This is a genomic window from Acinetobacter piscicola (genome assembly GCF_002233755.1).
GTDB lineage: Bacteria > Pseudomonadota > Gammaproteobacteria > Pseudomonadales > Moraxellaceae > Acinetobacter > Acinetobacter piscicola.
In genome coordinates, this window is sequence record NZ_NIFO01000001.1 from 341645 (window position 1) to 356864 (window position 15220).

General features: G+C 36.3%; 15 protein-coding genes and 1 pseudogene. 10 read left to right on the forward strand and 6 right to left on the reverse strand.

Annotated elements, in window-relative coordinates; genetic code table 11:
* Positions 1 to 11: 11 nt before the first annotated feature.
* The 4 genes from CDA10_RS06510 (at position 12) to CDA10_RS06525 (ending at position 5541) form a co-directional block, all read left to right on the forward strand.
* Entirely contained in the window at positions 12 to 2447 is a 2436-nt protein-coding gene (locus tag CDA10_RS06510; protein WP_089604800.1) for a CSLREA domain-containing protein, read from the forward strand.
* Positions 2448 to 2634: 187 nt separating this feature from the next.
* Positions 2635 to 3417 carry a tellurium resistance protein gene (locus tag CDA10_RS06515; protein WP_089604801.1) on the forward strand — a complete coding sequence of 261 codons (783 nt, stop codon included), beginning with the start codon at positions 2635 to 2637 and terminating at the stop codon, positions 3415 to 3417.
* Between the two features lie 9 nt (positions 3418 to 3426).
* On the forward strand, positions 3427 to 4551 hold the full coding sequence (locus tag CDA10_RS06520) for a toxic anion resistance protein (RefSeq protein ID WP_089604802.1): 1125 nt from the start codon (positions 3427 to 3429) through the stop codon (positions 4549 to 4551).
* A gap of 54 nt (positions 4552 to 4605) precedes the next feature.
* Positions 4606 to 5541, forward strand: a complete 936-nt coding sequence (locus CDA10_RS06525; RefSeq protein ID WP_228704600.1) for a hypothetical protein — start codon at positions 4606 to 4608, stop codon at positions 5539 to 5541.
* Positions 5542 to 5625: 84 nt separating this feature from the next.
* Here the strand turns inward: CDA10_RS06525 and CDA10_RS06530 are convergent, their stop codons facing one another.
* Complete coding sequence (locus CDA10_RS06530; protein ID WP_089604803.1) at positions 5626 to 6246, reverse strand: DsbA family oxidoreductase; 621 nt, start codon at positions 6244 to 6246, stop codon at positions 5626 to 5628.
* A gap of 413 nt (positions 6247 to 6659) precedes the next feature.
* Between CDA10_RS06530 and ahpF the strand changes: the two genes are divergently transcribed.
* Entirely contained in the window at positions 6660 to 8225 is a 1566-nt protein-coding gene (ahpF, locus tag CDA10_RS06535) for an alkyl hydroperoxide reductase subunit F (protein ID WP_089604804.1), read from the forward strand.
* Positions 8226 to 8438: 213 nt separating this feature from the next.
* On the opposite strand, the gene CDA10_RS06540 is transcribed toward ahpF, so the two are convergent.
* A complete protein-coding gene (locus CDA10_RS06540) occupies positions 8439 to 9356 on the reverse strand; it encodes a helix-turn-helix domain-containing protein (protein ID WP_089604805.1) in 918 nt (305 codons plus the stop codon).
* Between the two features lie 96 nt (positions 9357 to 9452).
* Between CDA10_RS06540 and CDA10_RS06545 the strand changes: the two genes are divergently transcribed.
* Entirely contained in the window at positions 9453 to 9794 is a 342-nt protein-coding gene (locus tag CDA10_RS06545; RefSeq protein ID WP_089604806.1) for a carboxymuconolactone decarboxylase family protein, read from the forward strand.
* Positions 9795 to 9918: 124 nt separating this feature from the next.
* Here CDA10_RS06545 and CDA10_RS06550 read toward each other — a convergent pair whose 3' ends face one another.
* Positions 9919 to 10611: an FMN-dependent NADH-azoreductase gene (locus CDA10_RS06550; protein ID WP_089604807.1), complete on the reverse strand. Its 693-nt coding sequence runs from the start codon at positions 10609 to 10611 to the stop codon at positions 9919 to 9921.
* Between the two features lie 112 nt (positions 10612 to 10723).
* Here CDA10_RS06550 and CDA10_RS06555 point away from each other — a divergent pair, with 112 nt between their 5' ends.
* Positions 10724 to 11614 (forward strand): LysR family transcriptional regulator, encoded by an 891-nt coding sequence (locus tag CDA10_RS06555; RefSeq protein WP_089604808.1) that lies wholly within the window; start codon positions 10724 to 10726, stop codon positions 11612 to 11614.
* 221 nt (positions 11615 to 11835) lie between these two features.
* Here CDA10_RS06555 and CDA10_RS17100 read toward each other — a convergent pair.
* Positions 11836 to 11946: pseudogene (locus CDA10_RS17100) on the reverse strand (hypothetical protein); the annotation flags it as partial.
* Between the two features lie 165 nt (positions 11947 to 12111).
* Entirely contained in the window at positions 12112 to 12543 is a 432-nt protein-coding gene (arsC, locus tag CDA10_RS06560) for an arsenate reductase (glutaredoxin) (RefSeq protein ID WP_089604809.1), read from the reverse strand.
* A 96-nt stretch (positions 12544 to 12639) separates the two neighbouring features.
* Here arsC and CDA10_RS06565 point away from each other — a divergent pair, with 96 nt between their 5' ends.
* Genes CDA10_RS06565 through arsH form a run of 3 tightly spaced genes read left to right on the forward strand, consistent with a single transcriptional unit; the run spans position 12640 to position 14746 of the window.
* Positions 12640 to 12963, forward strand: a complete 324-nt coding sequence (locus CDA10_RS06565) for a metalloregulator ArsR/SmtB family transcription factor (RefSeq protein WP_089604810.1) — start codon at positions 12640 to 12642, stop codon at positions 12961 to 12963.
* Between the two features lie 18 nt (positions 12964 to 12981).
* Positions 12982 to 14040 carry an ACR3 family arsenite efflux transporter gene (gene arsB, locus CDA10_RS06570; RefSeq protein WP_089604811.1) on the forward strand — a complete coding sequence of 353 codons (1059 nt, stop codon included), beginning with the start codon at positions 12982 to 12984 and terminating at the stop codon, positions 14038 to 14040.
* A gap of 1 nt (position 14041) precedes the next feature.
* On the forward strand, positions 14042 to 14746 hold the full coding sequence (arsH, locus tag CDA10_RS06575; RefSeq protein WP_089604812.1) for an arsenical resistance protein ArsH: 705 nt from the start codon (positions 14042 to 14044) through the stop codon (positions 14744 to 14746).
* Between the two features lie 21 nt (positions 14747 to 14767).
* Here arsH and CDA10_RS06580 read toward each other — a convergent pair whose 3' ends face one another.
* Positions 14768 to 15172, reverse strand: a complete 405-nt coding sequence (locus tag CDA10_RS06580; RefSeq protein ID WP_089604813.1) for a Cd(II)/Pb(II)-responsive transcriptional regulator — start codon at positions 15170 to 15172, stop codon at positions 14768 to 14770.
* Positions 15173 to 15220: the final 48 nt, after the last annotated feature.

Sequence of the window (15220 nt, forward strand, 5' to 3'; positions counted from 1 at the left end):
AGGGATTGGACATGAAAAATTATAAAAAAGGACTTTTGACGCTTACTATATTGTCTGCAATGTCACTTATGGCAGCAGAAGATCGCACAATTTACGTGACGACTTTTGCAGATGAAGATGGTGAAAATCTTGATAAATGTTCTTTGAGAGAAGCTTTAAAAGCAGCGTCTACACACAAAGCATATGGTGGTTGTGTTGCAGGACAGGTGTATGCAAGTGTGCCTAATGTCATTCAACTCGAAGCTGGGACGTATTTATTAAGCAAAGAATTACAACCAAATTCTGACGTTGCAATTTGGGGTAAAGAATCTGCTGATTATTCACGTCCAAGTGTGCTGACCAATAGTTACCCAGCACCTTTACCATTAAAAACAACCATTTCGGGTCAAGGTAAAGTTCGTATTTTTAATACGATCTATGACAATAAACCGAGCTTAACTTTAAATAATTTAATTTTGACAGATGGTTCAAGTTCAAGTGATACAAATAATGATGTCGGTGGGGCAATTTATGCAGGTGGTACATTAAACTTAAATAATGTCTCTATTCTCAATGCGAAAGCAAAAATGGGTGGAGCAATTTATTTAAATGATGTGACCAGCGCATTGACAGTTACATACGGTCTATTTCAAGCCAATCAAGCTGAGCAAGGTAGTGTGCTTGGTATGTCTTGTTCTGATAATTTAAAGTTTACGACACGTAATATTGCAATCAGTTCAGCAAGTTTTGTCAATAATGGTTCAGCAACGAGTACGAGCGTCTTTAATTTTTGTGGACAGCCAACGACCACTTTGACTGCCAATACGATCACGAATAATACAGCGAATCCTAATAATGGCAGTATTATCCAGTTTAGTGCTACGACACCGCAAGGCAAAGTCAATTTTAGTGATGCTTCAAGTTTAGCTTTGCAAAGCAATACTATTGTCAAAAATAATGCTTGGGCAACGTTGTTATATGGAAATTATGGTGCTAAAGCACTTGTGAATAATGTCTTGGCATATAACACAGGCAAGTCTTGTCGCTATGCCGATGGGGATGTGTCTAAGGTTGAAGACTCAGGTATGATCTTGAGTTATAACGCTTTAACCCTGACTGCTGGAAATGACCAATGTGAAGTTGCAGAAGCTGTAACCAAAGATAATAAAGATCATACCTTTGATGTCAGTCAAATTAATTTCTCAACGATTCTAACTGAGTTACAAACACCAAGTGAATCGACCAACTTTATGCCTATGTATTTCCCTAAAGACTTAGGTACAGATAAAGACTTAGTCGATGTAGGGTATGTAGGCTGTAGTACTGCGGATCAGCGTGGTGTAACACGTGTGATTGCGGTGAACTCAAATGGTGCAAATGAACAAGCAAACTCGTGTGATCTAGGTTCAACCGAGTTGCTTCGTTTAACTGCAAATAATGTCAGTGCGACCAATACCTCTGTAGTGACCGCATTACAAACCTATCAAAATGAATTAGATACTTATACTAAACTGGTTGAAGATAAAGCTACGAAAGCAGATTATCTTCCGTTTTATAAAATTCAGGTAGATAAATATAGTAATTTAATCAAATACACAAAATCAGATCAAAAGTATCGCACTATTTTTGTTGACCCTTATGCGACAAGTTTACCAGCGGAAATCGTGACAAAAGATGCAAATGGTAATGATGTAAGAACAGTTAAACATTTAAGCTCAGACAATTATGAGGTGATTGTTAAACCGCTTGGTCTGGGTGTATTAGACAACAAGGGATTATTTGTTGGGAAAGAAGATCCAAAGCTTCATTGTGAATGGAATGCGAATCTCAATAAAATTATGATGTGGCGTACAAGTGATAATGTGACGCCATCAGGTGAAAATGAATTCTGTAGCTATCAACTGAAGCTAAAAGGTGCAAACCCTGAAATTGTATCATCGGCATATATTATTGCGAGTTATGTCAATATTGCCCCAGTTGCAAAAGACACTACTTTGAATATTGCTTACGGTTCAACCAATGCATTGGATGTGGATTTATTACAATATGCAAATGATGATGGTGACGGTAATGTCAGTGCTTTGACAGAGAAACCCAATAAACCAAAATTCTATGTCAATGCAAAAGGTGAAGAATTACCAATTCGTATCGCTGCAAACCTTGATCCTGTTGTGATCACGGCAGATCGTAGTGGACCATGTCCAGGTGAGGATAGTAAATATACCTGCTATGGTGGGAAACTACATGTTCAGTTGAGAAATACATTAGACCCATTTAGCTATAAGTTTAGTTATTATGTCTATGATGCAGATGGCTTGATTTCTAATGCAGCGACTGTAAAACTTGAAAACTCAGGTACTGCACCTGGTAGTACACGTGTTAGTGGTGGCGGTGCATTGGGTTGGTTAAGCCTAGTCGGTTTAATGGGTTTGACAGGTTATCGTCGTTATAAAATGAAGCAGAAATAAGATTATACGATTAGATTGTTTGTTAAAAGCCAGTTTTTAGAAGCTGGCTTTTTTATCTGTATATTTTTTGCTATTTATATAGGATTCATAGGCAATTTATATTATAAGTTTAAGGAAGCATTGTTTTATTTAAAGCGTTGCGTAAATCATTGAAAAATTTTGGATAAATACTTCATTTTAGACCGATATGAAACAATTTAAAGTCCTGACTCCTATTGAGCAAATTCCTTGTAGTTCTGAAGAGTTGCTTTCAATTAAACGTAATGATTTGATTCCTTTACTGGATAATCAGACACGTATGAATATGTACGCAGATCAACTTATTCAAGCGCAATCAGTTTTATTAAATAGTATCGATCCAAATTTGACTCAGAAATTAAGCTTGGTGATTAGCCGAATTATTGAGCAATTGTCTGCTTCTAAGAAAAAGTTAAATCAACGGAAATTTAATACGCTACAAAAATGGTTAGGCTTAGATTTAGAGTTTAGCGCTGGCCAAGTGAAGTATTTGCATGATTTAGAAAGTTTGATTGACGAAGCCAAAAGATTGAGTCAACGTTTACAGATCGAAATTCAAAAATCAGAATCACGATTTCAACAGGCCAGTGGTTTACGTGAACAAATGGCAAAATATATTCGTGCAGCGCAAGAGTTCTTATACGAATATCCTGATTTTGTACAAAACAGACATCCTTTAGATAATTTTTCAGATAGATTATCCAAAAAGATTAATACCTTACAGACTTTACAGTCGAGTAATGACATTGCACTTGCACAAATGCAATTGACTCAACAACTTTCATTATCCTTACTTGATCGTTTTAATGAGGCGCAGCAAGTGCTGATTCCAGCTTGGCAATATCATGTGAAACAGAGTAGTGCACAGCATTCTTTTACGGCAACGGATGATCTCGATAAAAGTCGTGATAAATTAATTCAATCATTAAAGAAATCATTAGAAAATAAATAGGGCACATTTATGAACGAATCAAATCATCAACCACCCATTGAGTCAAATTCGAGCTTAGAATTACAAAAGTTTGAACAACTGAATCTGAAAGAAATTGGTTTAAACAATGACGATTTTAATGAGGTTGTAAATGCGCATAAAGATTTAGCCAATATTAATCATGCAGCTGTTGCTGAATATGGTAAGAATATTGCCACGAAAACATCAACCTATACCGATGAATTGTTGAACTTGGTTAAAAATAAAGACTTAGATGTAACGGGTCAAAAACTGAATGAGGTTGTACAAGTTGCTCAGCAACTGAATACTTCAAGTATTCTAAATAAGTCTAAAAGTTCAGGCTTTATTGGTGGAATTTTAAATAAATTCAAAGGTGCAAAACAAAGCTTTGATCAACATTTCAACACCACCAAAGAGCAAATTGATAGCTTGGTTAAAGAAATTGAAGGTTCACAAACTGGGCTAAAAGCTCGTGTTGACACTTTGGATCGGATGTTTAATGGTGTGCAAGAAGAGTATCGTCAACTCGGTATTTATATTGCTGCTGGAAGAATTAAACAAGAAGAAGTACAACATGAAATTGCGACTTTATCTGCACTAGAGCAAGATCAGAAAACAACACAACGTGTGTATGATCTGAACCATTTAGCAAATAATTTAGAAAAGCGTGTTAGTGATTTGCAGGTATTACAACAATCTGCAATGCAAACTTTACCGATGATTCGTATTATTCAATCCAATAATATGATGTTAGTAGATAAATTTTATGCGATAAAAAACATTACTTTACCTGCATGGAAAAACCAAATTAGCTTAGCCATTTCTTTAAATGAGCAAAGAAATAGTGTGCAACTTGCCAATACAATAGATGATGCAACCAATGAACTATTGAAACGAAATGCAGATTTATTGCATCAAAACTCAGTCGATACAGCGAAAGCCAATCAACGCTCAGTGATTGATATTGAAACACTTGAACATGTTCAAAACACCCTCATTAAGACTGTAAATGATGTGATTCAGATTCAGAAAGAAGGCATGCAAAAGCGTGAAGAAGCATCTACACGAATTAAGGCATTGCAAAATAATTTACAGCAATTGGTGATCAATTCGAGTACAAATAAATCATCATAAAAGTTGTTTTTATTTGCACATCATCTTTGATCCATTTTTAAATAGGTATTGTGATTGAACCAAACATTGAATCAAACAACGAAATATCCTTTAGATGCTCAGCATTTACAACAAGGTCTGACGCTTTTAAAAAGGCGTCAGAATAGATTGTCTGTGTTAGCTTTATTATCAAGCACTCTAGGAATTGTAGGTTTAATCACTGTATTTATGCAGCAAAGCATTGTGTTTGGTTTATTTGGATTGAGCTTAGATATTCACCAAATGCATATCCCTTATGCAGTCGATGAGCAATTGAGAGCATTTCTTCATCAACCTGATTATTTCATGAATGCATTTTCATGGTTTGGGTGGTTGATTTTAAAGGTCATCGTGTCGTTTATTGGTGCATTTGTTATTGTCAGTATTTTAAAAAAGTTTAAATATTTTTTATTTAAATTTCAGTCTTTTGTACTCAAATTCGTGACATGGATACTTGCTTTTGTCGTGCTTTGGTCTGCAATGACCTATGTTCAGTATGATTTAAAAGATGATGAAGAAAGTGAAATGGCCTCTTTTATTCAGTATGAGCAAAATATTCAACAGAGTGAAATTTATGCCTATCTACAGCAAGCCGATACGCCAGACCCTGTAAAACATTATTTATTGGTACAAACAGCGTTGATGCATAAACCCGAGGACAAAACCGTTGCTAAAGTTTATGCGGAAAAGCTTTTAAATGATGAAAAAACAGATCGTCGTTTTCAAGAATATGGTTTTAAACCTGAACAGATTTGGGCGATTCAACATCAAGTCTATGGACATTCGGTTTCTAATATTGCGAAAACTGTAGATCCACAAATAGGTAAAGCGACATTCTTGTCGAATATTGCTCAAAATATTTTATGGGTGATTACAGCGATTAGCTTTGTGATAAGTATATTGATTTACTTTCTTGCGAGCCGAATTAAACAACGTCTCATTCGAATTGTTCAGCAAATTTTTCATCATTAATACAATAAAATTAAATAAGCACGCTATCTATTTTTGAGAAGAGTAGCGTGCTTGAAATCATTGTTTATTTCAGTACTTTAAAATTTAAGCAACACTTCTAGCATCTTCGAGTAAAAGTTGTTTTAACTCCAAAGTATCAAAAGTCTTGTCCCAAATTTCCCCATCTACAATATAGAATGGAGTTGGGTGCTTATCAAAACTATTTACATAACGCGTGATTTCAGCCTGTCTATCACTGATTTCTTTATGCTGAATTGAGCGTAAAACTTTGTTGCCGTCAAGCCCCATTCCTTCGATGATGTCTTTTAGCACCTCGTGATTTGCAATATCTTTACCATGTGCAAATAGCGCATGGAAAATAGCTTGGGCGAGAGCATATTGATCGAAGGTATTGTCGAGTGCCAAAATAGCTTGATGAGCAAGACGACTATTTGGCATACGTTTCATATGCGCAATATCGACAGTTAAGTCTTGGCTATAGGCTGCAAACTTCGCCATATCTAATTTTCGATCGGCTTCTTTTGTGCCATATTTTTCGGTTAGATATTGATAAACATTTAATCCTTCTTCAGGAATTTCTGGCAAAACTTGGACCGGTAATAATTCGATTTTTTTCGCAGTCGGTTGATTCCAATGTTGTTTCAATTTTTCGAAAGCAACATAACTCATTGGATAGACAATATCGAATACAAACTCAATTTTCATTGTTTTACCTCACTCTATATACATCTATAAATACATTTGTTTTGATTAAGGACAAGAAACTGTGGTTAATCGTAGATAAAATATTTCATAGATTTAGCTTAAAACTTTGTATGAAGTCCGCGCATGATTTTTTGTGCAATGATGGTCGCAAATTTATTATTTTTTATTGATGATTAATCGAATTTTAAGGTTGTAGTAAACTGGAAGTTTCATTGAAATTATAAAAATTGATCCAATTCTGAGTGTTACTGAAAAGATTGAACTTTGAAAGTAGAGCGTTAGAATAGAGGGGGTTAAAATCCTTCAAACTAAAAAACCGATTGTTTTTATGAAAACAAACTGTTTTATCTATTTTTTAAATTGCCGTACTATACACTTAATAAATGAAATTAACTCCTTTGGAGATGTAAGCCATGTTAGATCAAAATACAACTGCTCAATTAAAAACACTTTTAGAACGCTTGGAAGCACCGATCGAATTGGTAGCATCTTTAAATGATTCAGAAAAATCTGAAAAAATTAAAGAATTAGTGACAGAAGTTGCAGCTTTATCTGACAAAGTAACTGCACGTTTTGATGGTCAAAATAATCGTAAACCAAGCTTTGGTATTGCTAAAGCAGGCGAGCAACCACGTGTATTCTTTGCTGGTTTACCGATGGGGCATGAGTTTACGTCTTTAATCTTGGCTTTATTACAAGTTTCGGGTTATGCGCCTAAAGTTTCAGATGAAGTACTTGCTCAAATTAAAGCATTAAATTTAACGTCGAACTTCGATGTATTTGTATCTTTAAGCTGTCATAACTGTCCAGATGTTGTGCAAGCGTTGAATTTGATTGCAATTAACAATCCGGGTACAACGGCGACCATGATTGATGGTGCTTTCTTCCAAGATGAAGTTGAAGAACGTAAAATTTTAGCTGTACCTATGTTATTTCAAAATGGTGAACATATCGGTCAAGGTCGTATGACTTTAGAAGAAATTATTGCCAAATTAGATACGGGTGCGGCGGCGAAAGATGCAGAAAAATTAAATGCAAAAGAAGCATTTGATGTATTGATCATCGGTGGTGGGCCTGCTGGTGCAACTTCAGCGATTTATGCAGCACGTAAAGGTATTCGTACAGGTATTGTTTCTGAACGCTTTGGTGGTCAGGTGATGGATACCATGGACATTGAAAACTTTATTTCAGTGCAAAAGACCCAAGGGCCTAAGTTTGGTGCGGATATGGAAGCACATGTACGTGAGTACGGTGTAGACATTATGAATCTACAAAAAGTGAAAAGTATTGTCGGTGCAGAGCAAACAGCTAATGGTTTAGTTGAAGTTGAGCTTGAGAATGGTGCAAAACTTGAATCAAAAACGGTCATCTTATCGACAGGTGCGCGTTGGAGAGAAATGAATGTACCGGGTGAGAAAGAGTATAAAACACGCGGTGTTGCATACTGTCCTCACTGTGATGGGCCATTATTTAAAGGTAAAAAAGTTGCTGTCATTGGTGGCGGGAACTCGGGTGTTGAAGCAGCAATTGACCTTGCGGGTATTGTTGAGCATGTGACTTTGGTTGAGTTTGATACCAAACTACGCGCCGACCAAGTGCTTCAAAACAAATTGAACAGCTTGCCTAATACCACAGTGATTTTAAATGCACTTTCGACTGAAGTGGTGGGTGATGGTTCGATTGTCACTGCGTTGAAGTATAAAGATCGTGCGACTGATCAAGAGCATACTGTTGAACTTGCAGGTATTTTTGTACAAATTGGTTTGTTGCCAAATACAGATTTCTTAAAGGGAACCGCAGTTGAACTTTCAAATCGCAATGAAATTGTGGTGAATGATCGCAATGAAACCAATGTAAGAGGTGTCTTTGCCGCGGGTGATTGTACAACTGTCCCTTATAAGCAAATCATCATTGCATCTGGTGAAGGTGCAAAAGCTTCTTTATCTGCATTTGATTACATGATTCGTTCAGGTCAATAAGCGTCAAAAGAAAAACCAACGTGCTCTCAATTCGCGTTGGCTTTTCTTGCTTTCCTCTTATTATTTACCCTTGATAGGAATTGAGTCACTAACAGCTCAATTCCTTTTTTATTGCTTAATGTATTCTTATAACAATCTACCACTTCAATAGTCATGATCAACCCTAGCTTAAAAGTTCTCTATTTAAAGGACTTTAATTCTAAGATTTTAATTTTAATGAGAATTTCGATAGCAGTGCGGTGTCATTCCATAATGTTGTTTAAAGACTCGTCCAAAGTGTGTTTCAGACTGAAAACCAAGATCTAATGCAATATTATAAATAGATAGATGGCTTGTTTTTAAAAGCAAAGTCGCATGTTGTAGTCGTATTTTAAGCAAGAATGCATGTGGTGTCGTGTGTAAATCTTTTTTAAATAATCGGATGAGCTGAATTCGAGTACAGTGCAGGAAGCTCGCCATCTCATCTAAACTCCATTTATGTTCAGGAGATTTTAAAATAACGTGAATGAGCTGAGACAGTTTTGAAGTATTCCATTGCAGAATACGTGATGAAATATTGTCATGTTGAGTATTCAAATAGCTACGGAAAATATAAATTAATAAAACTTCAGATAGGGCATTGATGACCTTGATCTGCCCGATCGTTTGTACTTTTTCTTGTTCTAGTAAGTTTAACAATGACTCTAATAATAATGGTTCAAGCTTTAAGTGGATAAATTCTGGCAACTGGATAAATAAATCTGCATCTTCAGAATAAGTGAAATGTGCACAAAATAAATTCAAATTGAGCTGCTGAGAATGATTGGTCTTTAAAACTAATCCTGAGGTCTGTTTGAGAGCGATAATTTCTTGTATAGATTCAGATTCCTTTTCAATCATTAGAATATCGTTAGTATTTTCTTGAAAATGAACGAGTTGGTGTGCTGCGCCGTGTGGGAAAAAGATGACATCTCCTGCGTCAATCTTAATCTTTCTGTGATCGATATATAACCAACCTTTTCCGCGGCGAACAATATGAATCATTGCGGTGTTTTCAAGTGGCGAGATGGAGTATAGCCACTCGCCACCAAATCGACATTCAGTGTCTATACCACCTTGGATTTGAGCAAGCTCGATGAGTTTATTTAACATAGCATGATACTTTTAGATTGTTGTTTGATACTTTTGAGCGGTTTTTACTATATAAAAATTGCAATACTAAATTATCAACACAATGAGATGAATGCAATGTTTATGGATTGGCAAGATCACACGCAACATGTAAAAAAATCATTTGGAGCTTTAGGAAAAAAGCATCCAAAAATGTTGCAAGCGTATCAAGCTTTAGACGATGCTGCGGCAGCTGAAGCTTTGGATGCTAAAACACGTGAGTTAATTTCTTTGGCTGTTGCAATAACAACTCGCTGTGAAAGCTGTGTTTCTGTACATGCAGAGGCAGCAATGAAAGCTGGTGCAACTGAAGGAGAGGTTGCGGGAGCATTGGCTACTGCAATTTCACTGAACGCAGGTGCAGCTTATACTTTTGCGCTACGTGCGTTAGAGGCATGTGAAGCACAAAAGCCTGAATAATTTTATTGATTCTTGTTCTATAAAATAAATTTTTTATAAAAAGGACAAGACAATTTTACCGAATGAAAAAGCCAATGTGTTCCCCAATTCACGTTGGCTTTTTCTTTTGATAGGAATTGGGCGGTTAGCGGCTAACAGCACGATTCCTTTTTTTATCGAATTGTTGCTGTAATTTATGCACCAAAGCCGTTGTTTTTAACTCCGCATCTGCAATAGATTTTTGCAACAAATCCCCGCCATATTCTTGATACTCAATTGCAATTTCATGAAATTTTTCTAGTCCCATGAAATTAAAAGCAGTTTTGATCGATGGTTCGACATGATTCGCAAAAGGCGTATTCGCAGAATCAAAATCATGCCCACCACGTGCAGATAAAAGAATTACAGGTTTTTCGTGGTCGAGTAAACCGATATAGGGTTGCGCTTTGCTACTGTCGTACTTGTAGGTTTTGTTCATTCTCACCACATTGTCAATATATGCTTTTAAATGCGCAGGTGGCCCAAAGTTGTACATTGGGACACCGAGCACAATAATATCTGCCCAATTTAACTCATCGATCAGCTCATCACTGAACTGTAAGCGCTGTTGCGCTTTTTCAGGTGATTCAGCATAGCCAAATTCTGAAACAATCCATTCCTCATCAATTAAAGGGGGTGGATTTGCTCCAACATCGCGCACTTTGATTTGTATGGATGAATCAATTTCATTCCATGTGTTGATAAATAATTCAGTTAAGCGACGGCTTAAAGAGCCATGCGGATGTATTCCAGAGATCCCTGTACGTGCACTCGTATCTATTCTTAAGATATTGGTCATTTTAATCGACTCATTTGATCTGTTGATTTCAATTTTCTTCAAATTTTTAAGCAACGACAAACGATAAGAATACATGTTATAAGTGAATTGAATTCATTCATTGGGTTTTAAAATGGATTTGCATTATTCATTAGAACAATTATTGGCATTTCAGTATGTTGCAGAGCATCTCAGTTTCAAAAAAGCTGCGGATCAATTGTTTTTAACACCTACAGCTTTAAGTCACCGTATTAAAAAGCTTGAACAGCAGTTGAATATTCAATTATTTGAGAGGCATACTCGTGCTATTTCATTAACTCCTGAAGGGAGTTATTTGCTAAAGCATGTACAAGCTGGATTTGGGCAGATTCAAACTGCATTAGATCAGTTACAACATCATAAACAACGCTTATTTACGATCACGACGACACCTTCTTTTGCCAGTGAATGGATTATTCCTTATCTTCCAGAATTACAGCGCCGTTTTCCGAATATGATGTTTCGAGTGCATACCAGTTACGATGCGGTAAATATGTCTTCGGGTCTTTATGATTTGGCAATTCGTTATGGTTCTGGGACTTATCAAGATGTAAATGTTGAGTTATTGGTTAACGATGAATATGTCGCTGTAGGACATCCATCGTTAAACACTGAAACAATTAACTGGTCAACTATACCTTTGATTCACTTTAGCTGGGGAGATGAATATTTTCCAAATCGAATAAGTTGGCAGAAATGGTTTGATCGACAACATTTGCATATTCAAGCAGGTCAACCACAGGTATTTTATACACAAGAAAGTCATGCGATTCAGGCTGTTTTATCTGGACAAGGTGTGGCTCTACTAAGTCGTATCCCAATTGCAAAGGCTTTAAAACAGCAACATCTTAAAATAGTTTCACCACATACTGAAAAGGCGCTGAGCTATTATTTATTAACACTACCTAGAGCAGATTCTATCGTCCATGAAATTAAGCAATGGTGTCGGGACAAGTTTTTGCAGTCTTATGATTCTCATAAATAGATTTATTTGACCAAAGAGAAAATCCAACGTGTTCCCCAGTACACGTTGGATTTTTCTCCTTTTTTCTTGTTTTACCCTTGTTCGGTAGTGAGTGACGAGCAGCTCAATACCTTTTTATTATTTATCGTTATTATTGCTTACTGTTATTTTTATTCTTCACGTTATTTTTTTTATTGTTATTAAATTTTCCACATCATTCATAAAGCAAAAAGAATACCAACAAGTTGTAAACTATAACGTGGTAGACCTGCATAAACAGCGTCTGCACGATAAACAAAGGTTTCAAGTGAACCAACAGATGAGAGTCGTTCAGTAATGTGATTGGTGCTCATAAAAGCCTAAAGGCATACAAAAACTATGTCTTTATTGTAGGGATTTAAAAATAAGATTCAACCTAGTAAAACACTCAGGATTATTAGGTTGAATTTATTTAAAAGTAATTATTTATCAATAAATTATATTTAATTTTTTGATCGTAATATAAAGCTAGCGAAAAATTATTTTATTCGTTTTAGTTGATGATCGATAATAATTTCACCATCTTCTTTGCTAAATGGGTGAAGTTGTGGCGCAGATAAAATATCCAAAACTAATTCTGAAGGTCTGCACAATCTGACACCTAATTCAGTGACTACAAATGGACGATTGATTAAAATAGGGTATTTCAGCATAAACGCTATCAATTGTTCGTCTGTCCAATGTTGTTGTTCTAATTCTAAATCTTGATAAGGTTCGACATTTTTTCGAATGGCTGCGCGTACAGATAAACCTGATTGCTGAATCATCTCAATTAATTGATCTTGAGTTGGCGGGTTGTATAAATATTCAATCACTTCAGGTTCTTGCCCTGAATTACGAATGAGCGCCAAGGTATTCCGCGAAGTCCCACAAGCAGGGGTATGATAAATTTTAATCAGATTTGATGACATGTTCATTCTCAGATGGAAAGCTATATTGCATTTATATATGGATATGCGTATATTCGCAATAGCATATATTTAAAGCAACAAAATTGAGTGATCAATATGGATCAAACTGATTTTTTTAAGTGTTTATCTGACCCAACTCGGTTAGATATTTTGAAAATGGTGATGGCAAAAGATAATGTCTGTGTCTGTGAAATGACGGCAGGATTGGATTTGAGCCAACCGAAAATTTCGAGACATTTAGCACTACTCAGAAACCTATCGATTCTGCTTGATCAACGCAAAGGGCAATGGGTCTATTATCGTTTAAATCCTGATTTACCTGAGTGGGCTGTTGCAGTTTTAAACATTATTGCGCAGCAACATATTGATGTTTCTGAAAATAGCCTAAGTGATATTCATCCTGTCAATTGTTGCGATTAAATGTAAGTGAGCAAAAGCATGTCTGCATCCAAACTGTCTTTTTTAGATCGTAATTTAACATTATGGATTTTTATTGCTATGGCTTTGGGGATCGGGATAGGCGTCTACTTTCCACAAGCTTCTACGGCTTTAGATCGTTTAAGTGTAGGTACGGTTAATATTCCAATTGCGATTGGTTTAATTTTAATGATGTATCCACCTTTAGCTAAAGTGGACTATGCAACCTTGCCACAGGTGTTTAAAGATAAACGTACGTTGATGCTGTCATTGGTTCAGAATTGGTTGATTGCACCGTGTCTGATGTTTGCTTTAGCAATCATTTTTTTACATGCTTATCCTGAGTATATGACAGGTTTAATTCTGATTGGTTTGGCACGTTGTATTGCCATGGTACTGGTTTGGAATGGTTTGGCATGTGGTGATAATCAATATGTTGCAGGGCTTGTTGCTTTTAACAGTATTTTCCAAATCCTATTTTTTAGCAGTTATGCATGGCTATTTCTGAGTTTCCTACCGCCATATTTTGGCGTAGCAGGGCAAGTGATTGAAGTGGGGTTTTGGACAATTACCCATGCTGTGCTGATTTATTTAGGCATTCCTTTTTTATTGGGTTTTTTAAGTCGACTCATCCTGATTAAAGCCAAAGGTTTGCAATGGTACGAGACTCAATTTATTCCCAAGATTAGTCCTTTGAGTCTATTGGCATTGTTATTCACGATTGTTGCCATGTTTAGTTTAAAAGGCGCAGAAGTTGTTCATTTACCTTTAGATGTACTGCGGATCGCAACTCCTTTGACGATTTACTTTGTGGTGATGTTTTTCCTAAGTTTCTTTATGAGTAAATGGATGGGGAATGATTATCCTCGGACAACGGCTATTTCATTTACAGCAGCAGGTAATAATTTTGAATTGGCACTTGCTGTGGCGATCGCAACATTTGGTTTAGCGTCACCTGTTGCATTTACCACAGTGATAGGCCCTTTGGTTGAAGTTCCTGTATTGGTTCTTTTGGTGAGTGTGTCTTTGTGGTTGCGGAAAAGATACTTCTCAGAAGCGCTAAAGCAGGTGGGAGAATAGAATGAACTTACCCAATATTGATTTAGCGTTATTGCAAACACCAAGTTTGGATCAGATTCAAGCCAAAGCACTGACGCATCCACCTCGTATATTATTGCTTTATGGTTCTAATCGAGAGCGTTCATTTAGCCGTTTGGCTGTCATGGAAGCAGGGCGTATTCTTGAGCAGTTTGGAGCAGAGGTTAAAATCTTCCATCCTAAAGGTTTACCACTGCCTGAAGATGCAGAAACCACGCATCCTAAAGTTCAAGAATTGCATGAGCTCTTGGCTTGGGCAGAGGGAATGGTCTGGTGTTCTCCTGAGCGACATGGCTCGATGAGTTCTATTTTCAAATCACAAATTGATTGGATTCCTTTAGCCGCAGGTGCAATTCGTGCCACGCAGGGTAAAACGTTGGCATTAATGCAAGTCAGTGGTGGTTCTCAATCATTTAATACAGTGAATCAATTACGTATTTTAGGTCGTTGGATGCGAATGATCACTATTCCAAATCAGTCCTCTATTCCAAAAGCATTCTTAGAGTTTGATGAAAATGATCGGATGAAAGCATCTTCGTATTACGATCGGATTGTCGATGTGATGGAAGAATTGTTTAAATTTACATTGTTAACACGTGGGCAAACGGCTTTTTTCACAGATCGTTATTCTGAACGTAAAGAATCAGCAGAACAGTTGTCTAAACGAGTCAATCAGAAGGCATTGTAAGTTATCTATAAACCTCATCAGTTATTCAGAAGTCTCCAGTTTTTTGACAATTTGGCAATGATCAATGGTGGTATTTGAGGAACAGGATTGACGTAATTCATGTAATTGAGTTTTAAAACTCATCAATTCTTGAATACGTGTCTCTACATGTTGGATGTGTTCCTCGATCAGTTGATCAATCACTTTACAGCCTTGTTCAGGATATTGAATTTGTTCAAGAAGTTGAGTGATTTCGTGTAAAGTCATATCTAGAGAGCGACAACGTTTGATAAAAATCAGACGTTTTAATGCTTCATCATCATAATATTTATAATTATTATCTGCTCTAAAACTAGGTTTAATCAGTTGTTTCTTTTCATAAAAGCGAATGGTGTCATTACTCAATTGGGTCTTTTTGGCTAAATCACTGATTAAATACTGATGCATGATTTATTCTCCGCATTTATTTTTCTAAACAGACTTGACCTTGGAGTT